Genomic DNA, 22,337 nt, shown 5'->3' on the forward strand with positions numbered 1-22,337 from the left:
TGTGAGGGGCCTGCCCGGCCCGCTTCGCTCATGGTTTCACTGTTTTTATGGCGACCAGTTGGTGGTCAGGTCCGTCGAGCATACCCAATTCGGCACGGCAATACCGCACTTTTGCGCCACAATGGCCGCGCCCCATCGGGGATCCCTCAGTCGAGGATCTTCAGCTCGTCCCAGATGGCATCGATCTTCTGCTTTACCGCCTCGTCCTGGACGATGGGCTGACCCCACTCCCGATTGCTCTCCCCCGGCCACTTGTTGGTGGCATCCAGCCCCATCTTGGAGCCGAGCCCGGAGACCGGCGAGGCGAAGTCCAGGTAGTCGATGGGGGTGTGCTCGATCAGGGTGGTGTCCCTAGCCGGATCCATCCGGGTGGTGATGGCCCAGATCACGTCCTTCCAGTCCCGGGCGTTGATGTCGTCATCGCAGACGATCACGAACTTGGTGTACATGAACTGGCGCAGGAAGGACCAGACCCCCAGCATCACCCGCTTGGCGTGGCCAGGGTAGCGCTTCTTGATGGTCACCACCGCCATCCGGTAGGAGCACCCCTCCGGCGGCAGGTAGAAGTCCACTATCTCGGGGAACTGCTTCTGCAACAGCGGCACGAACACCTCGTTGAGCGCCACCCCGAGCACCGCCGGCTCATCGGGCGGACGGCCGGTGTAGGTGCTGTGGTAGATGGCATCCCGGCGCATGGTCATGTGGGTGATGGTGAAGACCGGGAACTCGTCCACTTCGTTGTAGTAGCCGGTGTGATCGCCGTAAGGCCCTTCGGGGGCCATCTCCCCCGGCTCCAGATAGCCTTCCAGCACGATCTCGGCGCTGGCGGGCACTTCCAGATCGCAGCTCAGCGCCTTCACCACCTCGGTACGGCTGCCCCGCAGCAGACCGGCAAAGGCGTATTCGGAGAGGCTGTCCGGCACCGGCGTCACCGCGCCCAGGATGGTCGCCGGATCGGCGCCCAGCGCCACCGCCACCGGGAAGCGTTCGCCCGGGTGGGCCTCCTGCCACTCGCGAAAATCGATGGCGCCGCCCCGGTGATCCAGCCAGCGCATGATCAGCTTGTTCTTGCCGATCTTCTGCTGGCGATAGATGCCGAGGTTCTGCCGCTTCTTGTAGGGACCGCGGGTGATGGTCAGACCCCAGGTGACCAGGGGCGCCACATCCCCGGGCCAGCAGTGCTGGATCGGGATCTGATCCAGATCCACCGCGTCCCCTTCCAGCACCACCTGCTGACAGGGGGCCGAAGAGAGCCGCTTGGTCGGCATGTTGAGCACCTGCTTGAAGATGGGCAGCTTCTCCATCAGCTCCTTGAGCCCGCGAGGCGGCTCCGGCTCTTTCAGGTAGGAGAGCCAGGTCCCCACCTGGCGCAGGGCGCTGACGTTGGGCTGGCCCATGCCCATGGCAACCCGGTCCGGCGTGCCGAACAGGTTGGTCAACACCGGCATGGTGTAGCCCTTGGGATTTTCAAACAGCAGGGCAGGCCCGCCCGCCCGCAGGGTGCGGTCGCTGATCTCGGTCATCTCCAGATAGGGGTCTATCTCGCGACTGATGCGCCTGAGCTGTCCGTTTTGTTCCAACTGCGCGATAAAATCACGCAAGTCCTTGTATTTCATGCAAGTACCCCAGCGGGATCAGGTGGTCCAGCATTATAACCCTGGCGGCGTATCCGGTGTACCCGTATCGGACCTCATGACGGACGAGGCGTGTCGCCGCTCCTGAAGCGTCAGCCGGTTTGCCAATTGACCCAGGAGCCTGGGCTCGTCCATCTGCAACAACAGGCCGGCCACCAGCCCGCCATACTGGTGCTTGCCGAGTTCGGCCAGGAGGAACTGCTGGGCCCCGTCCGGCAAGGGGGAGAGGCGGCTGAGCTGGTGCAGGGCGGGGACCATCAGGCGGCTGTTCTGGCTGGCGGCGATCAGCAGATCGCTCGCCTCCTGACCTGAATAAAAGCGGGAAATGGTGTGCAGCGCAGTCAGGCTATCGTGATCCACTGGCTGACGCCACAGCTTGAGGTAGAGTGCCGTCTCCCCGGTCTGTTCGATGAAGTGCAGCAGCAACTGGTTGTCCGGCAGGAAGAGATTGAGGGCGGCAAGCCGCTGCGCCTCCCGACGCAGCACGGATACCGGCTGCCGATCGAGCACCGCCAGCAGGGCCTGCTGCTGCTGTGCCAGCTCGGGATTGCGGCTGTAGTAGACCTGCTTGAAGTCGAAGCGATCCTGCTCCAGCAACTGGCGATAGTTGTCCTGCCAGGCCAGCTGCTGCCAGTGGCTCAGCACCAGCCGGGCCTCGGCGGGGAAGTCGTAGGCGGGTAGCTGCACCAGGAAACCGTCCACCTTCCCTTCCACCAGCCATTGTGGCGCCTTTGCCGCTTGTGCTCGCACCCAGGCCAGCAGCGCCGGGCTCGGTGCGCCCGATGACTTGAGCTCACCCAGCAACTGGAACAACAGGAACTCCCGCTGCCCCACCGACAGGGACTCGAGCAACGAGTCCATGGCATCAAACTGCCCGAGCGCCATACGGCCGTCCAGGTACGCCCGATGCCCCTCCAGTCCCTCGTCCGCCACCAGGGGAGCCTGCAATTGCGGCGGGGAGTCGGCATGCACCGGGGCCGCCAGCCACAACCAACCCATCCATATGAACAACACCAGCTTCATGACGTCCCTTTCCTTGTGACATCGAGGCTTCATACTACTAAGCCAGCCGTGAAATAGATAAACAAAAACCGCGACCTGGGCCGCGGTTTTGTCATTGAAGAGACTGTTACTTCTGTTGACGCTTCATGGAGTCGAAGAACTCGTCGTTGGTCTTGGTCGCAGCCAGCTTGTCGATGAGGAACTCGATGCTGTCGATCTCGCCCATGGGGTGAATGATCTTGCGCAGGATCCACATCTTCTGCAGCTCGTCCGGTGCGGTCAGCAGCTCTTCCTTGCGGGTGCCGGAGCGGGTGATGTCGATGGCCGGGTAGACGCGCTTCTCGGCAATCTTGCGCGAGAGGTGCAGTTCCATGTTGCCGGTACCCTTGAACTCTTCGTAGATGACTTCATCCATCTTGGAGCCGGTATCGATCAGCGCGGTGGCGATGATGGTCAGGCTGCCGCCCTCTTCGACGTTGCGCGCCGCACCGAAGAAACGCTTCGGACGGTGCAGGGCGTTGGCGTCCACACCACCGGTCAGCACCTTGCCGGAAGACGGGATGACGGTGTTGTAGGCGCGGGCCAGACGGGTGATGGAGTCCAGCAGGATCACCACGTCCTTCTTGTGCTCGACCAGACGCTTGGCCTTCTCGATCACCATTTCGGCGACCTGGACGTGACGGGAGGCCGGCTCGTCGAAGGTGGAGGCGATGACTTCGCCCTTCACCATCCGCTGCATCTCGGTCACTTCTTCCGGACGCTCGTCAATCAGCAGCACGATCAGCTCACAATCCGGGTGGTTGTAGGCGATGCTCTGGGCGATGTTCTGCAGCAGCATGGTCTTACCGGCCTTGGGCGGTGCAACGATGAGACCGCGCTGGCCCTTGCCGATCGGGGATGCCAGATCCAGTACACGGGCGGTGATGTCTTCGGTGGAACCGTTGCCACGCTCCATGCGCAGACGCTCGTTGGCGTGCAGGGGAGTGAGGTTTTCAAACAGGATCTTGTTGCGGGAGTTTTCCGGACGGTCGTAGTTGACGTCGTTGACCTTGAGCAGGGCGAAATAGCGCTCGCCCTCTTTCGGCGGCCGGATCTTGCCGGAAATGGTATCGCCGGTACGCAGGTTGAAGCGGCGGATCTGGCTCGGGGAGACATAGATGTCATCCGGACCAGCGAGATAAGAGCCGTCTGCACTGCGCAGGAAACCGAAACCGTCGGTCAGGATTTCCAGCACACCGTCGCCAAAGATATCCTCGCCGCCCTTGGCGTGCGCCTTGAGGATTGCAAAGATAATGTCTTTCTTGTGCGCCCGAGCCAGATTTTCCAACCCCATGGATTCGCCAAGCTGGACCAGCTCGGACACAGGAGTGTTCTTAAGTTCAGTCAGATTCATAGTGGTGAAAGTCTGTAAGCAAGGATTGAAATGAGGAGACAGTCTGCTGGATTGATGCTGATCGGATTTGACTTGCCAGGCTGGTAGTTAAGCAAAGAGTCAGGCAAAAAGGTTAGCAAACGAGCGATAAACTAGCACCAATCAGGGTGAGCGTCTAGGTGATAAAACACAAGGAGCGCATTATTGCAATGCGCTCCTTCTTGATTATTACAGGTTGCCGTCCAGGAACTCTTTCAGTTGGGTCTTGGACAGGGCGCCGACCTTGGTCGCTGCCACTTCACCATTCTTGAACAGCAGCAGGGTCGGGATACCACGAATGCCGTACTTGGGCGGAGTGTCGGCGTTATGATCGATGTTCAATTTCGCCACGGTCACGCGACCTTCATATTCCTGAGCAACTTCGTTCAGGATCGGGGCAATCATCTTGCACGGTCCACACCATTCGGCCCAGAAATCGACCAGAACAGGGCTGTCGGCGTTGATTACATCGGCCTCGAAGCTGGCATCGCTCAGCTGAACAATCTTGTCACTCATCTCCAACTCCAGTCAGTAATTAAGGCTTTATTGATGGTTCAACAAAGGCAATAGTTGCCCTATTTGAAATGATCCTGTTTATTATTGCAAGCCTAACCTGATAACCTACCGCCATGAGCAAAACACATCTAACGACCGAAAAATTCGCCCAAATGGGCCTCGAACCCGAAGTTCTGGCTGGTCTGGAATCAAAGGGATTTCACTATTGTACGCCCATCCAGGCACTCTCCCTGCCCCTGCTGGTTGAAGGTCATGACCTTGCCGGTCAGGCTCAGACGGGGACCGGAAAAACCCTGGCTTTCCTGGCGGCGACATTCAACTATTTGCTGACCCATCCGCTGACCAGGCCGCGCCTCGTCAACCAGCCCCGCGCCATCATCATGGCCCCGACCCGGGAGCTGGCCGTCCAGATCTATAACGATGCAGAGAGCATGTCCGCCTCCACCGGGCTCAAGCTCGGTCTCGCCTATGGTGGCGAAGGCTACGACAAGCAGCTGGCCGTGCTGGAACAGGGCGTCGACATCCTGATCGGCACCACGGGTCGCATCATTGACTACTTCAAGTCCAAGGTCATCGATCTCGGCAACATCCAGGTCGTGGTGCTGGACGAAGCGGATCGCATGTTCGATCTGGGCTTCATCAAGGACATCCGTTTCCTGTTCCGCCGCATGCCCCCCGCCACCGAGCGTCTGAGCATGCTGTTCTCCGCCACCCTCTCCCTGCGGGTGCAGGAGCTGGCCTATGAACACATGAACCACCCGGAACATGTACAGGTCGAACCGGAACAGATGACCGGCGTGCGGATCAAGGAGGAGCTCTTCTACCCCTCCAACGAAGACAAGATGTTGCTGCTGCTCTCCCTGATGGAAGAGGAGTGGCCCGAGAAAGCCATCGTCTTCGCCAACACCAAGCACGTCTGTGAAGACGTTCACGCCTGGCTGGAGAACGACGGCCACCGCGTCGGCCTGCTGACCGGCGACGTGCCGCAGAAGAAGCGGATGAAGATCCTGGAAGAGTTCACCAAGGGTACCCTGGATATCCTGGTCGCCACCGACGTGGCCGCCCGTGGTCTGCACATCCCCGACGTGACCCACGTCTTCAACTACGACCTGCCCGACGATGCCGAAGACTATGTCCACCGCATCGGTCGTACCGGCCGCGCCGGCAAAAGCGGTCACTCCATCAGCCTGGCCTGTGAAGACTATGCCTTCAACCTGCCGGCCATCGAGGAGTACATCCACCACCCCATCCCGGTCAGCAAGTATGACCGCGAGGCGCTGCTGGATGACGTCACCGCACCAAAACGGGTGTTCCGCAACCGCCAGCCGGTGAACCGCAACATGCGGGATCGCCAGGGCGGTGGCAACAGCAACAACCGTCGTCGTCCCCCCCGCAAGAACTGAGGGATCGGCCAAGTTGCACAACTCGCCTCTCTATGCCGCCATCGACCTCGGCTCCAACAGCTTTCACATGCTGGTGGTGCGCGAGGTCGCCGGTGCCCTGCGCACCGTCACCAAGGTCAAGCGCAAGGTACGCCTCGCCGCGGGCCTCGATGCCGATTTTCGCCTCAACCGTGCCGCCATGGAGCGGGGCTGGGATTGTCTGCGCCTCTTCTCCGAGCAGTTGCAGGACATCCCGTCCGACAACATCCGGGTAGTGGGCACCGCCACCCTGCGCCTGGCCACCAACGTCGACGAATTCATCAGCGAAGCGGAACGGGTGCTCAACCACAGCATCGAGATCATTTCGGGCGAGGAAGAAGCCAAGACCATCTATGAAGGAGTCTCCTGGACGTCGGCAGGGGAAGGCAATCGGCTGGTGATCGACATCGGTGGCGCCAGCACCGAGCTGGTGATCGGCGAGCAGAGCGAAGCCAAGCTGCTCAACAGCCTGCACATGGGCTGCGTCACCTGGCTCAACAACCACTTCGGTGATGGCGAGCTCTCCGAGGCGCGCTTCAACCAGGCCATTGCCGCCGCCAAGGCGGTACTGGAGAAAGTGGCTGCGGACTACCGTGTCCTCGGCTGGCGCACCTGCGTCGGCGCCTCCGGCACCGTCCAGGCGCTGCAGGAGATCATGCTGGCCCAGGGCAAGAGCGAGCGGGTCACCCTGCCCAAGTTGCAAGAGCTGATGGGTCAGGCCATCGCCTGCGGCAGACTCGATAAGTTGCAGCTCGAAGGGCTGGCGGCCGAACGGCTGACCGTGTTCCCCTCCGGTCTCGCCATCCTGATCGCCATCTTCGAGACCCTCGACATCGAGAGCATGACCCTGGCGGGCGGTGCACTGCGTGAAGGGCTCATCTACGGCCTGCTCGGCAACAATCATGACTGTGATGCCCGGGATCGCACCGCCGACAGCCTGATCAGCCGCTACCAGCTCGACAAGGAGCACGCCGAGCGGGTCCGCGACACCGCCATCGAGGCGTTCACCCAGTTGCAGCCTGCCTGGCGCCTCTCCAAGCGCTACGGCCGCCCGATCCTGCGCTACGCAGCCCTGCTGCACGAAATCGGTCTGTGCATCGAGTACAAGAAGGCGCCGCAGCACGCCGCCTACATCATCGACAACATCGACATGCCGGGCTTCACCCCCGCGCAGAAGAAGCTGCTGTCGGCCCTGCTGTTCAACCAGCGGGATGAATTCAAACTGGAGCCGCTGGAGAAACAGGGCGCCGTCACCGGTCGCCAGGCGATCCGGCTGGCCCGCATCCTGCGCATCTCCCTCATCCTCTGCATGCGCCGGACCCAGGGCACTGTGCCCAGGTTCATGCTGCAAGCCGATGAAGATGCCCTGACCCTGACCCTGCCCAAGGGTTGGCTGGACGAGCATTACCTGCGCGCCAGCGAGCTGCGCCTCGAGGTGGAGCGCCAGCAGAAGATGGGCTGGTCCACCCGACTGCTGGAAGCCTGAGCCGCACACCCCATGGCCGATTACCAACCCGTCAGCTGTGACCTGTACGACTGGCTGGAGATCGCCGCCAGCTGGCAGCTGCCCGTCACGATCACCGACCGGGATGGACGAACCTGGGCGGACAAGATCCGCACCATAGAAGCCAGCGACGGAGTCGAATATCTGCTGCTGGAGTGCGCTGAGCGCCTCAGCCTGGCGGACCTGGCGACCCTGGAACTCGTCTGGCAAGGGGAAGAAAAGCGGATCCACTTCGCCCCACCCCGCAGCCAATGAATAGCAAAAGGGCCAACCTGATCAGGTTGGCCCTCTTCGTTTGACGCTCAGACTCCCTGCCAGTCGCCAATCAACTCGCCAGCGCCGCCATCACATAGACGTCGAAGCGGTTGCTCTTGGTCTCGATGGCCATGCTGGGCTTGTGCTCGTTGAGCCAGCCCGCATAGTCGGGCCGCTTCACCACCACCCGCTTGTCAGCCATCCTGAGCGCAGCCGGCAGCAGGGCATCCGCGTCGAGATCCGCCCCCACCAGGGACTGGAACACCCGCATCTCTTTTTTCACCAGCGCCGACTTCTGCTTGTGGGGGAACATGGGGTCCAGGTAGATGACCTCCGGCCGCTCGGCCAGCGCCAGCAGGGTCTCCACCGCCGGGCCTTGCAGCAGTTGCATCCGCTCGCGCACCCAGGGGCCTATCTCGGGATCCTGCCCCGCCCGGGTCAGACCGTCCTGGAGCAGGGCCGCCACCACGGGGCTGCGTTCGATCAGGGTCACCTTGCAGCCGAGGGAGGCGAGCACGAAGGCATCGCGCCCGAGCCCGGCGGTGGCATCCACCACGGTCGGCATGGCTCCCGACTTCAATCCCACCGCCTTGGCGATGGACTGGCCGCGCCCGCCACCGAACTTGCGCCTATGGGCCACCGCCCCTTCCACGAAGTCCACATAGACGGCCCCCAGCTTGGGTTCGTCCAGCTTGCGCAGCTCCAACCGCGATTCGGTCAGCACCAGGGCGAAGGGAGCGGGAAACGCCACGTCGGCAAGGCGCTGGCGCAGGGCGTCGAGCTCGCCATCGCGGGCGGGCACTTCACTGAAAACCTGAATATGGGGCATAACATGGACTCATCACGGCGCAGAAGCCGGCATGATAGCAGAAGCAGGGGGTCAGCTCACCGTGGTCAGATTCGCCAGGTTCATTCCCTGACGGTTGAGGCTCAGGTACTCGGTCAGATCGTCGAAGGGCAGCGGGCGGCTGAGCAGATACCCCTGGGTGAAGGCGCACCCCTTCTGGCAGAGGAAGTTGAGCTGCTCCCGGGTCTCCACCCCTTCGATCACCACCTGCATGCCGAGGTTGTGCACGATGTTGATGATGCCGTCGAGCAGCAGGCGGTCCTGCTCGTTGAAGGGAATATGGCGTACGAAAGAGCGATCGATCTTCACCAGATCCACCGGGAAGGTACGCAGGTAGTTCAGTGCCGAGTAGCCGGTGCCGAAGTCGTCGATGGCCAGCTTGCAGCCCGCCTCGCGCAGGGCATCGATCCGCACCCTGTGCTGATCGCTGGTCTCCATCAGCAGGGACTCGGTGATCTCGATGATGATGTCCGCCGGATCCAGCTCGAAGTGGCGGATCACCCTGAGCCACTCGTTGGCCTCCGGGTCTATGGTCTGGAACTCCAGGGTGGAGCGGTTGATGGACATCTGCAGATCCGGGAAGCCGGACTGCTGCAATCTGGCCAGATCCCGGCAAGACTGCCACAGCACCAGGGCACCCAGCCCCTGGATGAGTCCCGCCTCTTCCGCCAACGGGATGAAATCCGCCGGTGAGACCTGACCCCAGTGGGGGTGATACCAGCGCACCAGGGCCTCCAGCTTGGCGACCCGGCCGCTGCGGTTGTCCCAGATGGGCTGGTAGGCCATGGTCAGCTGGCCCAGCTTGATGGCCTCCGCCAGATCGTGCTGCATCTGGTGGCGCTGGCTCACCTCTTCCCGCATGGAGGCGTTGTAGGTGCCGAGGGGGCGTCCCTGGCGCTTGGCGACGAACAGGGCCTGCTCGGCATTGCGCAAGAGCTCGTCGCTGTCGCCGCCGTCATTGGGACAGAGGGTGATCCCCAGGGTGGCGGTCACATAGAGGTGCTGGTTGGCCAACATGAAGGGACGGGCAAAGCCGCCGATCACCTGCTTGGCAAATACCTCGGCCTGACGGCGGTTGACGATGCCGGGCACCAGGAAGGCAAACTCGTCGCCGCCGATGCGGGCCACCAGGTCCTCGGTGCGTACCCGGCTCACCAGCCGATCCGATACCTCCCGCAGCAGGGCGTCGCCCACATGGTGATCCATGCTGTTGTTGACCGCCTTGAAGTTGTTGAGGTCGAGCACCATGAGGGCGAAGCGCTCCCCCCGCTCGCAGAAGCGGGCCAGACAGCGACCGAACAGCCAGCGGTTGGGCAGGCCGGTGAGGTTGTCGTAGTTGGCCTGGGCGGCGATCTTCTGCTCCGCCAGCTTGGTCTGGGAAAGATCGCTGAAGATGGCGATGTACTGACTGATCTTGCCCCCTTCCCGCACGGCGCTGATCATCAGCTGCTGGGGATAGAGCTTGCCGTTCTTGCGCTTGTTCCACACCTCCCCACGCCAGATCCCCACCCGCTCCAGGGCGTGGTACATGTCCGCATAGAAGGTCTGATCGTGCAGTCCGGACTTGAGCATGCTGGGCCGCTGGCCGCACGCCTCCTCCTCGCTGTAACCGGTGATCTTCTCGAAGGCCGGATTGACCGAGATGATGCGACTGTCGGCATCGCACACCAGAATGGCTTCGGAGAGGTTGTCATAGACCCGGTGGGAGAGCTTGAGCTGCTCCGCATGGCGCCTGATGGGATCGATGTTCTCCAGCACCACCATGAGATAGTCGGGGTACATCTGCTCGTTGCGGATCAGGGTCACCGTCACCCGTCCCCACAGGACAGTCCCATCCCGATGGAGATAACGCTTCTCCTGGGTAAACGCGGGACGCTCTCCCCGCTTGAGGGCGTCGTAGAGCGCAATGCTGGTCTGCCAGTCGTCCGGATGGTTGATTTCGGCGACGGTGAGCTGTTGCAGCTCCTCCTGGCTGTAGCCGAGCATCTTCTCGATGGCCGGGTTCGCCCAGAGGATCTTGCCGCCCAGATCCACCTTGCCGATGCCCACGGGCGCATGGGACATCATGGTGTCCAGGAAGTGGTGATGTTCCGGTTGCGCCGGCTGCTCCTGGCTCTGGCGCTGCTGATACATCAGCGCCAGTTCACGACCGGCGAGCGGGGCCAGCAGACGCAGCAGGCCCACTATCTTCTCCATTCTCGGCATGGCCCGCTTGAACATGACGCTGCACAGGCCGATGGTCTCTCCCTCGGCGTTCTTGAGCGCGACGCCGGCATAGGCTCTCACCTCGCAGCGCTCCAGCACGGCGGCGTGGGGGAACAGCTGGCGGGTGCGATCACTGAACCAGGCTTCACCCTGCTGCATGGCGATCTCCCCCGGAGTGTCGGCGAGGGGGAAGCTGTAGGCGTTGATGTCGAGGGAGGCGGGATAGGCGGCATGCACGGTAAAGAACAGACCCGCCTGATCCTTGCCGGACACCAGGACGAAGTCAGCCCCCACCGCGTTGGCGATTTCACTCACAAAGGCATCAAAATATCCCTGACCACTCGAATGAGACAGGCTGGAGATGATTTGATAGACAGACTCGAGTGCTCGCCTCATGGCAAGGTTCTTTCTCTCCCTGGAAGGTAGAACCCGACTCTACTGAAGAGGCGGGGACAGTGCAAACATGCACTCCGCAAGATATTAAAAAGGCTTGGAAAAAGGGACCAAAAGGTCCCTTTTTCTATCAAAAATCACGTTTCGATCCCACTATGCAGCAAATGTGTACCTGCTTGAAGCTCCCGCAGTGGCGCGGCAGCTCATCCAATCGAGGCTCACTGTGGCGGCGGGACCTCACGCGGCGATACCGCTGTGACGCAGCAGCGCATCCACCTGGGGCTCCCGGCCACGGAAGGCACGGAACAGCTCCATCGGCTCCCTGGAGCCGCCCTTTTCCAGAATGTTCTTCAGGAAGGAGTGGCCCGTGGCCGGGTTGAAGATCCCCTCCTCCTCGAAGCGGGAGAAGGCGTCGGCAGAGAGTACCTCGGCCCACTTGTAGCTGTAGTAGCCCGCCGCGTAGCCGCCCGCGAAGATGTGGGAGAAGCTGTGCTGGAAGCGGTTGAACGCCGGAGGCGTCATCACGGCGACCTGGCTGCGCACCTCAGCCAGCAGCGCAGGGATCTGATCCGCTCTGGTCGGGTCAAAGGTCTGGTGCAGACGGAAGTCGAACAGGGCGAACTCCAGCTGGCGCAGCATCTGCATCGCCGCCTGGAAGTTGCGGGCGGTCAGCATCTTCTCCAGCAGATCGGCGGGCAGCGGCTCCCCGGTCTCGTAATGGCCGGAGATGAAGGCCAGCGCCTCGGATTCCCAGCACCAGTTCTCGAGGAACTGGCTCGGTAGCTCCACCGCATCCCAGGCCACGCCGTTGATGCCGGCCACGCCGGCCACATCGATGCGGGTCAGCATGTGGTGAATGCCGTGGCCGAACTCGTGGAACAGGGTGACCACTTCGTTGTGGGTGAACAGGGCCGGCTTGCCGTCCACCGGGCCGTTGAAGTTGCAGGTCAGGTAGGCCACCGGCTTTTGCAGGGAGCCGTCCTGACGGTAGCGGCGACCCAGGCAGACATCCATCCAGGCGCCGCCCTGCTTGTGCTCGCGGGCGTAGAGATCCAGGTAGAAGCTGCCGCGCAGCTCGTCATCGGCGTCAAAGATGTCGTAGAAGCGCACGTCCGGGTGCCAGGTGTCGATGCCGAGACGCTCGCGCACCTTCATGCCGAACACCCGCTTGACCACCTCGAACAGCCCCTTCACGACCCGACCGGCGGGGAAGTAGGGACGCAACTGCTCATCAGAGACCGAAAACTTGTGCTGTTTGAGCTTTTCTGCGTAATAGGCAAGATCCCAGGCCGCCAGTTCGTCCTGACCGTGCTGCTCGGCGGCAAAGGCGCGGATCTCCTCCAGCTCCGCCTTGCCTTGGGGCAGGGACTTGGCAGCCAGGTCGGTGAGGAAGTCCACCACCTGCTCCGGCTTGTCCGCCATCTTGGTCGCGAGGGAGAGCTCGGCATAGTTGGCAAAGCCCAGCAGTCGGGCCAGCTCCCGGCGCAGGGTGAGCAACTCGGTCATGATGGCGGAGTTGTCCCACTTGCCGGCGTTGGGGCCCTGGTCGGAGGCGCGGGTGGTGAAGGCCTCATACAGCTCGGCACGCAGGGCGCGGCTGTCGGCATACATCATCACCGGCAGGTAGGAGGGGATGTCCAGGGTGAACAGCCACCCCTCCTTGCCCTTGAGTTCGGCCATCTGGCGCGCGGCAGCCTGGGCGCTCGCGGGCAGACCGGCCAGCTCGGCCTCGTCGGTCACCAGCTTGTGCCAGCCCTGGGTCGCGTCCAGCACGTTGTTGCTGAAACGGGAGGCGAGCTCCGAGAGGCGGGCCTGGATCTCGCCGTAGCGCTGCTGCGCCTCGGCAGGCAGACCGATGCCGGAGAGGCGGAAATCGCGCAGGGTGTTCAGGATCTCCTTGCGCTGGGCATCATCCAGCCGGGGGAAGTCATCGCTCTCGGAGAGGGCCAGATAGGCTTGATAGAGCCCTTCATGCTGACCGACATAGGTCTGGAATTCGGAAAGCAGCGGCAGGCAGGCATCGTGAGCCGCTCGCAGCGCCTCGCTGTTCTGCACGGCGTTGAGGTGGCTGATGGGGGACCAGATCCGGGAGAGGCGGTCGTTGACCTCTTCCAGCGGGGCGATCAGGCTGTCCCAGGTGTGAGGCTCCTTCTGGGCCAGCACATCCTCAATCTTCTGTTTGCAATCGGCGATGGCCTGCGTCACGGCAGGTTGCACCTGATCGGGCTGGATCTGGCTGAAGGGAGGCAGCGAGTCCATTGTCAGCAAAGGGTTAGTCATCTGCGGTACCTCTAAATGCTCTGCAGCCCCTGCCGTCCAGAAGCCTGCTTGGACCATCTAAGATGTAGGCAGAAACCCCATTTATCAAGCCTTTGCCGCCAAGAGACGGGCATGTTGCCCACTTTTTCAGGCATTTTGTTCATAAAACCAGCATTCCATCTGCCAGAGACGACAATGCCGGCCCGAGGGCCGGCATTGTGAGGGCATGGACACTCCCCGCCTCAGCGTCGGGCGTCCTCTTTCAACCACTGGGCGACCCGCTTGGCGAAGTAGGTGAGGATGCCATCGGCCCCGGCCCGCTTGAAGCAGAGCAGGGATTCCATCACGCACTCCTTCTCCTTGAGCCAGCCATTCTGGATCGCCGCCATGTGCATGGCGTACTCGCCGCTCACCTGATAGGCGAAGGTCGGCACGCCGAACTGATCCTTCACCCGGCGGATGATGTCCAAGTAGGGCATGCCCGGCTTGACCATGACGCTGTCCGCCCCTTCGGCGATGTCGAGGGCCACCTCGTGCAGGGCTTCGTTGCCGTTGGCCGGATCCATCTGGTAGGTGGCCTTGTTGCTCTTGCCGAGGTTGGCGGCGGAGCCCACCGCATCGCGGAACGGGCCGTAGTAGTGGGAGGCGTACTTGGCGGAGTAGGCCATGATCTGCACGTTGACGAAGCCGTTCTCCTCCAGCGCCGCGCGGATGGCACCGATGCGGCCGTCCATCATGTCGGACGGGGCCACCATGTCGGCCCCGGCGGCCGCATGGGAGAGCGCCTGCTTCACCAGGATCTCGGTGGTGATGTCGTTCTGCACATAGCCTTCGTCATCGATGATGCCGTCCTGGCCATGGGTGGTGAAGGGGTCGAGCGCCACATCGGTGATAACCCCGAGCTCCGGTAAGCGAGCCTTGAGGGCACGGGTCGCCCGCTGGGCCAGGGCCTCCGGGTTGTAGGCCTCTTCCGCCATCAGACTCTTTCTCTCCAGCGGCGTCACCGGGAACAGGGCCACCGCCGGCACCCCCAGGGCTACCAGTTCGGCGGCCTCTTCGAGCAGCAGATCGATGGAGAGCCTGTCCACCCCCGGCATGGAGGCAACGGCCTCTCGCTGACCCTCCCCCTCCAGCACGAACACGGGATAGATGAGATCGTCGACGGTCAGTACGTTTTCGCGCACCAGGCGGCGGCTGAAGTCATGTTTGCGCACCCGGCGCAGGCGACGGCCCGGGAAGGCCCCCGGAAGAGTTGTGGCCATGAATCACTCCAAAAGCGGAAGTTGGAAGAATGCGGCGGAGGTGGCCCGGGTATGGGCCAGCAAGGCCTCGGGCGCTTCACCACGGCAGGCCGCCACCACCTGGGCGATGTGCGGCAAAAAAGCGGGTTCGTTGCGTTTGGGCCTGGGTTTCAGATCCCGCGGCACCAGGTAGGGAGCGTCCGTCTCTATCATCAGGCGACCCGCTGGAATGCGGGCCACCTGCTCGCGCAGCAGCTGGCCACGGCGCTCGTCACAGAGCCAGCCGGTCACCCCGATATGCAGCCCCAGCGCCAGGCACTCGTCCAGCTCGGCGTCGGAGCCGGTGAAGCAGTGCAGCACGGCCCCCGGCAGGCGGGGCAACCAGGGGCGCAGGATTTCGACGAATTTGTCATGGGCATCGCGGCAGTGGAGAAACACCGGCATCCCGAGCTCGGCGGCGATCGCAAGCTGGGCGTCAAACACCGCGTCCTGCACCGGACGGGGGGAGAAGTCCCGGTTGTAGTCGAGACCGCATTCGCCGATGGCCACCACCTGGGGCAGGGCCGCCAGTTCGCGCAGGGCGGGCAGGGTCGCCTCATCGACGCTTTTGGCATCGTGGGGATGCACCCCGGCGGTGGAGAAGCAGTAACCGGGCCAGCGGGCGGCCAATGCGGCGCTCTCGCGGCTGCCGGCCAGATCGGTGCCCGTCAGGATCAGGGCTTCCACCCCGGCGGCGCGCGCGCGTTCCACCAGGTCGGCCTGTTCGCCTGCGAACTGGCTGCTGGTCAGGTTCAAACCGATGTCGATCATGGAGTCAGGGGTTCCGGACAAACGAGGTGCATATCAGGCATTTGAAAACCATCTACTCGATGGGGCCTTACCATACGCCTCGAACGGATGCATGAAAAGAGGAAGGGAGCCTCAGCTCCCCTCTTCCGTTTGTTGCTGCTCTTCGTCCTCTTTCTTCACGTAGAAGCGGGCGAAGAACAGACCTATCTCCCACAGGCCCCACATGGGGATCGCGAGCAGGGTCTGGGAAAAGACATCGGGCGGCGTCAGAAGCATGCCGACCACGAAGACCCCGACGATGACGTAGGGGCGCTTCTCCTTCAGGCTCCTGGGGGTGGTCACCCCGGTCCAGCAGAGCAGTATGGTGGCCACCGGGATCTCGAACGCCACCCCGAACGCGAAGAACAGGGTCAGCACGAAGTCCAGGTAGCTGGCGATGTCGGTCGCCACCGTCACCCCGGCGGGGGCGGTACTGGTGAAGAAACCGAACACCAGGGGGAACACCACGTAGTAGGCAAACGCCATGCCGGCGTAGAACAACACGGCACTGGAGGCGACCAGCGGCATGATGAGACGCCGTTCATGCTGGTACAGACCAGGGGCGATGAAAGCCCAGGCCTGGTAGAGCAGATAGGGGATCGCCACGAAGAAGGAGACCACCAGGGTCAGCTTGATGGGCGTGATGAAGGGCGTCGCCACATCCGTCGCTATCATGCTGGTGCCTGCCGGCAACTGGCTGAGCAGCGGCTGGGCCACGAAGTCGTAGATGTTGTTGGAGAAGTAGATGAGCGCGATGAACACCAGCAGAATGGCGGAGATGGCGCGCAGCAGACGGGTTCTCAGCTCCACCAGATGGCTGATGAGGGGTTGTTCTGCCTGACTCATGGCTTACCCTCCCCTTTGGCTGCGGACTCGCTGGCGGGCACAGGCTCGCTCTCTCGCTGGCTGTTGACCGGTGGCACCTCTGGAGTCGCGGGCACCGAGGCCGCCACCGGAGTGGCTGGCTCAGCCTGGGCGGGCTCCCGAGGCGGGCGGATCTCGTTCTCCCCCTGATAGGGACGATTCACCGACTGGGCGGCCGCTTTCAACTGCTCGATGGACTCCTGCAGCTCGGGGCTCAGGTTGTTCATCTGCAACCGTTCGGCCTTCTTCAGGTCGTTGTGCAGATCCTGCAACTTGAGCTCCTGCTCCAGCTCGGCCTTGACCGAGTTGGCGGTGCTGCGGATCAGCCTTATCCAGTGGCTGGCGGTGCGGATCGCGACCGGCAACCGCTCGGGACCCAGCACCACCAGGGCGACGACGCCGATGACGACCAGTTCCCAAAAACCGATGTCGAACATGGCTTAGGCCTGATCTTTGTCTTTCTGCTTGGCGGCTTCGGCGTTGCTGGCCGTCTCGTTCAACTGCTTGGTAGGGAACTCGGCATCTTTCTGCTCGGGTTTGGTGTCGGCCGGCTCATCGGAGAGCGCCTTCTTGAACCCCTTGACCGCCGCGCCCAGATCGCCACCGATACCGCGCAATTTTTTGGTGCCAAACAACAGCACGACGATGACTGCGATGATCAACAACTGCCAAATACTGATACCACCCATGATTTTCTCTCCGGATAGGCGCCCGATGGCGCAGGTTATTTAATGGGAACGGGTTCGCAACCAACCCAGCAGCCAGCATAACCCGGCGCCGGCGAGGCTGATTTGTCCCCACTCAATGTGTTGTTTCTGGGTCAGCAAGAATACACCCGCGAGCAGCAGGCTGGCTCCAACCCCTAAGAGGTAGCGAGCCTGCCCCTGACGGCGACTGTGGCGACGGAAATCGGCAAACATCTGGTCGAAGTGGTGCTGCTGATGGCGGGCCTGACGCAGGGTCTCATAGACCAGCTCCGGCAGCTCCGGCAGTTTCTCCGCCCAGAACGGCGCCTTCTCCTTGATGGCATTCCACACCGCCTTGGGGCCGACCTGCTCGTGCATCCAGTTCTCCAGATAGGGCTTGGCGGTCTGCCACAAATCCAGCTGGGGATAGAGCTGGCGACCCAGCCCTTCCACATAGAGCAGGGTCTTTTGCAGCAGCACCAGCTGCGGCTGCACCTGCATGTTGAATCGACGGGCGGTGTTGAACAGATTGAGCAGCACGTGGCCGAAGGAGATCTCGGAGAGCGGTTTCTCGAAGATGGGCTCCAGCACGGTGCGGATGGCGAACTCGAACTCGTCCACCTTGGTATCGGGTGGCACCCAGCCGGACTCCACGTGCAGCTCGGCCACACGGCGGTAGTCGCGGTTGAAGAAGGCGAGGAAGTTCTCCGCCAGGTAGCGCTTGTCTTCCCGGTTGAGGGTGCCGACGATGCCGCAGTCGATGCCGATCCAGAGCGGATTCTCGGGGTGTTCGAAAGAGACGAAGATGTTGCCCGGGTGCATGTCGGCGTGGAAGAAGCTGTCGCGGAACACCTGGGTGAAGAACACCTCCACTCCGCGCTCGGCCAGCAGCTTCATGTTGGTGCCGTTGGCTTCCAACGCCGCAATGTCGGAGACCGGAATGCCGTAGATCCGCTCCATCACCAGCACCTGCTCGCGGCAGTGCTCGGTGAACACCTCGGGCACGTAGAGCGCCTCGGAACCGGTGAAGTTGCGGCGCAGCTGGATGGCGTTGGCCGCTTCGCGCATCAGGTTGAGCTCGTCGAGTATGGTCTTGCGATACTCCTCCACCACCTCGACGGGGCGCAGTCGTCCGCTCTGGGGCACGAAACGGGCCACCAGACGGGCCAGGGCCTGCATCAGGCGCAGGTCGGCCTCGATGACCGGCTCGATATCGGGACGGATCACCTTGATGACGATCTCGCGGCCGTTCTCCTTCAACCGGGCGGTGTGCACCTGGGCGATGGAGGCGGATGCCAGCGGCGTCTCGTCGAACTCATCGAACAGGGTCTCGACGGGGCAACCCAGGCTCTCTTCTATCTGGCGACGGGCGGCCTGACCACAGAAGGGAGGCACCCTGTCCTGCAGCAGGGCCAGCTCTTCGGCAATGTCAGGGGGCAGCAGGTCTCGGCGGGTCGAGAGCATCTGGCCGAACTTGATGAAGATGGGACCAAGCGCCTCGAAGGCGAGGCGAATACGGGCGCCACGGCTCATGCCTTGTTGCTTGTTCTTGAGCCAGAACAGACTGCGACGGGCCAGACGGCCAGGCCAGGGCTGATAACGGGCGGGCACCAGCTCGTCGATGCCCTGTTCCAGCAGGATGCTGACGATGCGATAGAGGCGTTTGAACTCCTTCGGGGTCATCAGCTCACCTGCTGTTCGAGGCGGGCAAGCCGCAACTCGATCGCCTTCATCTGTTGGGCCAGCTCTTCGACATCGTCATTGAAGCTCGCCACTTCCAGCGGACCCGGGGCAAGCCTCGCCTCCTCGGTCAGATACTCGGCCACTTGACGCTGGGAACGGCACAACTCTCGCCCCACAAAACGGCGAGCCTGACGGGCACCACTGCACAGGGTGTGGGCCACCACATCGCCGGTGTAGCGGGACAGCTCCTCTTCCCAGTCGATATCGAGCTCGCCAAGCAGGGCGCTGAATGCCTGCACCAGCTGGGGGTCACCGCTCAGGTCCAGCTTCTCCTCGCGGATGTAGCGGGTCAGGGCGGAAGGCTCCTTGAGCAAACCGAGGGCGGTCAGGGAGAGGCTCAGCACCGCATCCGCCTCCCCTTCAAACCTGGCCAGCACATCCAGACGGCGCTCCGAGAAGACAAACCAGAGCGGCTTGAGCTCGCGCAGCTCCAGTTTGAGTACCTTGCCCGTCAGCTTGCGCAAGCGCTCCGGGCTCTGTTTGTCCAGGGCCAGCAACTGGTTGAGGCTGGTTTCGATCATCGCGGTGACCATGGCATCCATCGGCATAGGCGACCTTAAAACTTGTAACCGCGGTGCAGGGCGACCACGCCCTGGGTCAGGTTGTAGAACTCAACCTGTTCGAACCCGACCTGCTCCATCATGCCTGCCAGGGTCTGCTGATCCGGGTGCATGCGGATGGATTCCGCCAGGTATTTGTAGCTTTCGCTGTCGTTTGCGACGATTTCGCCCATTTTCGGCAGCAATTTGAAGGAGTAGAGATCATACAGCTTGGCGATCACTTCGCTCACCGGTTTGGAGAACTCCAGCACCAGCAGGCGGCCACCCGGTTTGAGCACCCGGAACATGGAGGCGAGCGCCTTGTCCTTGTCGGTGACGTTGCGCAGGCCGAAGCCGATGGTGATGACGTCGAAGTGGTTGTCCGGGAACGGGAGCGCCTCGGCGTTGGCCTGCACGTAGGAGACGTTGTTGGCCACCCCCAGGTTGCGCAGTTTGTCGCGGCCCACTTTCAGCATGGAGTCGTTGATGTCTGCCAGGACCACCTGGCCGGTCTCACCCACGATGCGGGAGAACTTGGCGGTCAGATCCCCTGTGCCGCCAGCCAGATCCAGCACCTTCTGGCCCTTGCGGACACCGGAGCAGTCGATGGTAAAGCGCTTCCAGAGGCGATGGATGCCGAACGACATCAGATCGTTCATCAGATCATACTTGGCCGCTACCGAATGAAAGACACCGGCGACCAGGGTTTCCTTCTCGGTCGCTGCCACGGTTTTATAGCCAAAATGCGTAGTAGTAGTCTGTTCCGACATCCCTCAAATACCCATAGAGCAAAGAATGGCCGCCAGTTTACCAGAGCCGATGGCGTGCGGACACCTCAAACCCGGCTTGCGACCAACTGCATCCCCAGCACGACCATGGCCAGACAGAGGAACAGATTGAGACCGATATTGAGCAGCGCCTTCAGATAGGCCCCTTGCTGGGCCAGCACGACCGTATCGAGGGCAAAGGAGGAGAAGGTGGTCAGGGCGCCGAGGATACCCACCATCAGCAATGGCTTCATCGGGTGTTCCACCACGTGACCATGGCTGATCAGGGCATAGGCAATCCCCATGATGAAGGAACCCACCACGTTGACCACCAGGGTGCCATAGGGAAAGTGGCGTCCCAGCAGCCAGGCCATCAGTTCGGCGATGCCAAAACGCAGGCAGGCACCGAAGGCGCCTCCGGCAGCGACAAATAACCAGGTTTGCATCAAGCAGGCTCCAAGAGTGTCAGATTGGCATTATGCAATAATGTCGGCAGCAGGGGACAGCCGGGCAATTAATCGACCCGGCTAGACCCTAGCGGCGAAAGTCTACCGGTTCTGGATTCACAAGATGGAGGGTCGTCTCGGCCGGGCGAGTATCGGCGATGACTCTGCCATGACGGATGGAATAACGTACCGGCACCTGGCGGCGCACCGCATCGAAACCATTCTCTGCAGGAAGGATCAGCAGGTTGGCGGGCTTGCCCACCTCGATGCCGTAGCGATCCTGCACGTTCAGGGTGCGGGCGCTGTGGCTGCCGATCAGCTTGAGACTGTCGTTGATCTGTTCGTAGCCCATGATCTGGCAGACATGCAGCCCCATGTGCAGCACCTGCAACATGTTGGCCGTGCCCATGGGATACCAGGGATCGAACACGTCGTCGTGGCCGAAGCAGACGTTGATGTTCGCCTCCAGCATCTCCTTCACCCGGGTGATGCCACGACGCTTGGGATAGCCGTCGAAGCGCCCCTGCAGGTGAATGTTCACCAGCGGATTGGCGACGAAGTTGATGTCCGCCATCTTCAGCAGCCTGAACAGTCGCGACGCATAGGCACCGTTATAGGAATGCATGGCGGTGGTGTGGCTGGCGGTCACCCTATGGCCAATACCGCGCTCGTAGGCCAGGGTTGCCAGCGTCTCGATAAAACGGGACTGTTCGTCATCGATTTCGTCGCAATGCACATCCACCAGAACCTGATACTTCTCCGCAAGATCGAAGACGTAGTGCAGACTTTCGACCCCGTACTCCCGGGTAAACTCGAAATGGGGGATGGCACCGATCACGTCGGCCCCCAGCTTGAGAGCCTCTTCCAGCAATGCCTTGCCGTTGGGGTAGGAGAGGATCCCCTCCTGCGGAAAAGCGACGATCTGCAGCTCCACCCACTCCTTCATCTCCTCCCGCACCTCCAGCATCGCCTTCAAGGCGACCAGATTGGGGTCGGAAACATCCACGTGAGTCCGTACAAACTGAATGCCGTTGGCAATCTGCCATTTCAGTGTCTGGATGGCTCGCTGTTTCACATCCTCATGGGTCAGCAGCGCCTTGCGCTCGGCCCAACGCTCGATCCCCTCGAACAGGGTACCGGAGAGGTTCCAACTCGGCTCGCCAGCCGTCTGGGTGGTATCGAGGTGAATGTGCGGTTCGATAAAGGGGGGTATGACAAGGCCTTGCTCACCATCAAGCTCGCGAGCAGAGAGCAGCTGAGTGCTCATGGGCTCAATGGCGCGGATCACGCCTCCCTGACAGAGGATTTGCCACATCCCTGCCCTGCCCGCCAGACGCACATTCCTAATCAGCATGTTCTTCCCCTTCAAAAGCGTAGTTGTCTTTGCCAATCCACAACTTAGCCCGGATCCCTTTAAGAGAGAAGCGCCGCCCGGAAAGCATACGGGATAGAAAGGGAAGATATCTCAGCAACAAGAAGGTGTGACATTGCAGAACTGCAATTTGCGATGGATGGCCGAAAGGCAGATACAAAAAAGCCTCCCGATTGGGAGGCTTTCTTATTTAATGGTGCTGATACCCAGAATCGAACTGGGGACCTCATCCTTACCAAGGATGCGCTCTACCGACTGAGCCATATCAGCACACTAACCGGTAAAGACCACGCTCAATGCGTAATCTAAAATTGGGTGCCTGGCAGTGTCCTACTCTCGCATGGCGAATGCCACACTACCATCGGCGCTACAGCGTTTCACTTCTGAGTTCGGCATGGGGTCAG

At 61.9% G+C, this 22,337-nt stretch carries 20 protein-coding genes and 1 tRNA gene; 3 read left to right on the forward strand and 18 right to left on the reverse strand.

Features of this window, described 5'->3' with window-relative positions:
• Positions 1–146: 146 nt before the first annotated feature.
• From ubiD to trxA, 4 genes are all read right to left on the reverse strand, one after another.
• Positions 147–1,616 carry a 4-hydroxy-3-polyprenylbenzoate decarboxylase gene (gene ubiD / locus AB5Y50_RS01440; protein ID WP_010672372.1) on the reverse strand — a complete coding sequence of 490 codons (1,470 nt, stop codon included), beginning with the start codon at positions 1,614–1,616 and terminating at the stop codon, positions 147–149.
• Between the two features lie 33 nt (positions 1,617–1,649).
• Positions 1,650–2,657 carry a hypothetical protein gene (locus AB5Y50_RS01445; protein WP_069784336.1) on the reverse strand — a complete coding sequence of 336 codons (1,008 nt, stop codon included), beginning with the start codon at positions 2,655–2,657 and terminating at the stop codon, positions 1,650–1,652.
• 106 nt (positions 2,658–2,763) lie between these two features.
• The gene (gene rho / locus AB5Y50_RS01450; RefSeq protein ID WP_010672370.1) at positions 2,764–4,029 is read right to left on the reverse strand and encodes a transcription termination factor Rho; all 1,266 of its coding nucleotides are present in this window, start codon (positions 4,027–4,029) and stop codon (positions 2,764–2,766) included.
• 207 nt (positions 4,030–4,236) lie between these two features.
• Positions 4,237–4,563 (reverse strand): thioredoxin TrxA, encoded by a 327-nt coding sequence (trxA, locus tag AB5Y50_RS01455; protein ID WP_010672369.1) that lies wholly within the window; start codon positions 4,561–4,563, stop codon positions 4,237–4,239.
• Between the two features lie 113 nt (positions 4,564–4,676).
• Here trxA and rhlB point away from each other — a divergent pair, with 113 nt between their 5' ends.
• From rhlB to AB5Y50_RS01470, 3 genes are read left to right on the forward strand one after another with little or no spacing between them, the layout of a single operon-like run.
• The gene (gene rhlB / locus AB5Y50_RS01460) at positions 4,677–5,966 is read left to right on the forward strand and encodes an ATP-dependent RNA helicase RhlB (RefSeq protein WP_042879063.1); all 1,290 of its coding nucleotides are present in this window, start codon (positions 4,677–4,679) and stop codon (positions 5,964–5,966) included.
• Between the two features lie 13 nt (positions 5,967–5,979).
• Positions 5,980–7,470, forward strand: a complete 1,491-nt coding sequence (gene gppA, locus AB5Y50_RS01465; protein ID WP_042017418.1) for a guanosine-5'-triphosphate,3'-diphosphate diphosphatase — start codon at positions 5,980–5,982, stop codon at positions 7,468–7,470.
• Between the two features lie 12 nt (positions 7,471–7,482).
• Entirely contained in the window at positions 7,483–7,743 is a 261-nt protein-coding gene (locus tag AB5Y50_RS01470) for a Rho-binding antiterminator (RefSeq protein ID WP_182935037.1), read from the forward strand.
• Positions 7,744–7,813: 70 nt separating this feature from the next.
• Here AB5Y50_RS01470 and AB5Y50_RS01475 read toward each other — a convergent pair whose 3' ends face one another.
• From AB5Y50_RS01475 to AB5Y50_RS01540, 14 genes are all read right to left on the reverse strand, one after another.
• Positions 7,814–8,563: a class I SAM-dependent methyltransferase gene (locus AB5Y50_RS01475; protein ID WP_069784359.1), complete on the reverse strand. Its 750-nt coding sequence runs from the start codon at positions 8,561–8,563 to the stop codon at positions 7,814–7,816.
• A 60-nt stretch (positions 8,564–8,623) separates the two neighbouring features.
• Positions 8,624–11,191 carry a bifunctional diguanylate cyclase/phosphodiesterase gene (locus AB5Y50_RS01480; RefSeq protein WP_041214157.1) on the reverse strand — a complete coding sequence of 856 codons (2,568 nt, stop codon included), beginning with the start codon at positions 11,189–11,191 and terminating at the stop codon, positions 8,624–8,626.
• 234 nt (positions 11,192–11,425) lie between these two features.
• A complete protein-coding gene (prlC, locus tag AB5Y50_RS01485; protein WP_042864699.1) occupies positions 11,426–13,468 on the reverse strand; it encodes an oligopeptidase A in 2,043 nt (680 codons plus the stop codon).
• A 221-nt stretch (positions 13,469–13,689) separates the two neighbouring features.
• Complete coding sequence (gene hemB / locus AB5Y50_RS01490) at positions 13,690–14,709, reverse strand: porphobilinogen synthase (protein WP_368162391.1); 1,020 nt, start codon at positions 14,707–14,709, stop codon at positions 13,690–13,692.
• Between the two features lie 3 nt (positions 14,710–14,712).
• A complete protein-coding gene (locus AB5Y50_RS01495; RefSeq protein ID WP_182935034.1) occupies positions 14,713–15,498 on the reverse strand; it encodes a TatD family hydrolase in 786 nt (261 codons plus the stop codon).
• A 111-nt stretch (positions 15,499–15,609) separates the two neighbouring features.
• The gene (tatC, locus tag AB5Y50_RS01500) at positions 15,610–16,362 is read right to left on the reverse strand and encodes a twin-arginine translocase subunit TatC (RefSeq protein WP_103858683.1); all 753 of its coding nucleotides are present in this window, start codon (positions 16,360–16,362) and stop codon (positions 15,610–15,612) included.
• Positions 16,359–16,817 carry a Sec-independent protein translocase protein TatB gene (gene tatB, locus AB5Y50_RS01505; protein WP_319882789.1) on the reverse strand — a complete coding sequence of 153 codons (459 nt, stop codon included), beginning with the start codon at positions 16,815–16,817 and terminating at the stop codon, positions 16,359–16,361. Before tatB ends, tatC begins: the two co-directional genes overlap by 4 nt.
• Before the next feature lie 3 nt (positions 16,818–16,820).
• Entirely contained in the window at positions 16,821–17,069 is a 249-nt protein-coding gene (tatA, locus tag AB5Y50_RS01510) for a Sec-independent protein translocase subunit TatA (protein ID WP_010672358.1), read from the reverse strand.
• 39 nt (positions 17,070–17,108) lie between these two features.
• Complete coding sequence (gene ubiB, locus AB5Y50_RS01515; protein ID WP_042879057.1) at positions 17,109–18,749, reverse strand: ubiquinone biosynthesis regulatory protein kinase UbiB; 1,641 nt, start codon at positions 18,747–18,749, stop codon at positions 17,109–17,111.
• Positions 18,749–19,357, reverse strand: a complete 609-nt coding sequence (locus AB5Y50_RS01520) for an SCP2 domain-containing protein (RefSeq protein ID WP_128343252.1) — start codon at positions 19,355–19,357, stop codon at positions 18,749–18,751. The genes ubiB and AB5Y50_RS01520 overlap by 1 nt, the downstream gene beginning before the upstream one ends.
• Before the next feature lie 8 nt (positions 19,358–19,365).
• Complete coding sequence (ubiE, locus tag AB5Y50_RS01525; RefSeq protein ID WP_010672355.1) at positions 19,366–20,118, reverse strand: bifunctional demethylmenaquinone methyltransferase/2-methoxy-6-polyprenyl-1,4-benzoquinol methylase UbiE; 753 nt, start codon at positions 20,116–20,118, stop codon at positions 19,366–19,368.
• Positions 20,119–20,183: 65 nt separating this feature from the next.
• A complete protein-coding gene (crcB, locus tag AB5Y50_RS01530) occupies positions 20,184–20,561 on the reverse strand; it encodes a fluoride efflux transporter CrcB (RefSeq protein ID WP_010672354.1) in 378 nt (125 codons plus the stop codon).
• An 88-nt stretch (positions 20,562–20,649) separates the two neighbouring features.
• Positions 20,650–21,915, reverse strand: coding sequence for a cytosine deaminase (locus AB5Y50_RS01535; RefSeq protein WP_319882788.1), 1,266 nt, complete (start codon positions 21,913–21,915; stop codon positions 20,650–20,652).
• Positions 21,916–22,127: 212 nt separating this feature from the next.
• A tRNA-Thr gene (locus AB5Y50_RS01540) sits at positions 22,128–22,203 on the reverse strand.
• Between the last annotated feature and the right edge of the window lie 134 nt (positions 22,204–22,337).

Origin of the sequence: Aeromonas sp. s6 (assembly GCF_040907815.1) — a bacterium.
Classification (GTDB): Bacteria; Pseudomonadota; Gammaproteobacteria; order Enterobacterales; family Aeromonadaceae; genus Aeromonas; species Aeromonas caviae.

What these genes read in the sequence shown, in the direction of transcription:
- ubiD (WP_010672372.1), bottom strand. Translation starts at nt 1,616, where the DNA reads ATGAAATACAAGGACTTGCGTGATTTTATCGCGCAGTTGGAACAAAAC.
- AB5Y50_RS01445 (WP_069784336.1), bottom strand. Translation starts at nt 2,657, where the DNA reads ATGAAGCTGGTGTTGTTCATATGGATGGGTTGGTTGTGGCTGGCGGCC.
- rho (WP_010672370.1), bottom strand. Translation starts at nt 4,029, where the DNA reads ATGAATCTGACTGAACTTAAGAACACTCCTGTGTCCGAGCTGGTCCAG.
- trxA (WP_010672369.1), bottom strand. Translation starts at nt 4,563, where the DNA reads ATGAGTGACAAGATTGTTCAGCTGAGCGATGCCAGCTTCGAGGCCGAT.
- rhlB (WP_042879063.1), top strand. Translation starts at nt 4,677, where the DNA reads ATGAGCAAAACACATCTAACGACCGAAAAATTCGCCCAAATGGGCCTC.
- AB5Y50_RS01470 (WP_182935037.1), top strand. Translation starts at nt 7,483, where the DNA reads ATGGCCGATTACCAACCCGTCAGCTGTGACCTGTACGACTGGCTGGAG.
- AB5Y50_RS01480 (WP_041214157.1), bottom strand. Translation starts at nt 11,191, where the DNA reads ATGAGGCGAGCACTCGAGTCTGTCTATCAAATCATCTCCAGCCTGTCT.
- prlC (WP_042864699.1), bottom strand. Translation starts at nt 13,468, where the DNA reads ATGACTAACCCTTTGCTGACAATGGACTCGCTGCCTCCCTTCAGCCAG.
- hemB (WP_368162391.1), bottom strand. Translation starts at nt 14,709, where the DNA reads ATGGCCACAACTCTTCCGGGGGCCTTCCCGGGCCGTCGCCTGCGCCGG.
- AB5Y50_RS01495 (WP_182935034.1), bottom strand. Translation starts at nt 15,498, where the DNA reads ATGATCGACATCGGTTTGAACCTGACCAGCAGCCAGTTCGCAGGCGAA.
- tatC (WP_103858683.1), bottom strand. Translation starts at nt 16,362, where the DNA reads ATGAGTCAGGCAGAACAACCCCTCATCAGCCATCTGGTGGAGCTGAGA.
- tatB (WP_319882789.1), bottom strand. Translation starts at nt 16,817, where the DNA reads ATGTTCGACATCGGTTTTTGGGAACTGGTCGTCATCGGCGTCGTCGCC.
- tatA (WP_010672358.1), bottom strand. Translation starts at nt 17,069, where the DNA reads ATGGGTGGTATCAGTATTTGGCAGTTGTTGATCATCGCAGTCATCGTC.
- ubiB (WP_042879057.1), bottom strand. Translation starts at nt 18,749, where the DNA reads ATGACCCCGAAGGAGTTCAAACGCCTCTATCGCATCGTCAGCATCCTG.
- AB5Y50_RS01520 (WP_128343252.1), bottom strand. Translation starts at nt 19,357, where the DNA reads ATGCCGATGGATGCCATGGTCACCGCGATGATCGAAACCAGCCTCAAC.
- ubiE (WP_010672355.1), bottom strand. Translation starts at nt 20,118, where the DNA reads ATGTCGGAACAGACTACTACTACGCATTTTGGCTATAAAACCGTGGCA.
- crcB (WP_010672354.1), bottom strand. Translation starts at nt 20,561, where the DNA reads ATGCAAACCTGGTTATTTGTCGCTGCCGGAGGCGCCTTCGGTGCCTGC.
- AB5Y50_RS01535 (WP_319882788.1), bottom strand. Translation starts at nt 21,915, where the DNA reads ATGCTGATTAGGAATGTGCGTCTGGCGGGCAGGGCAGGGATGTGGCAA.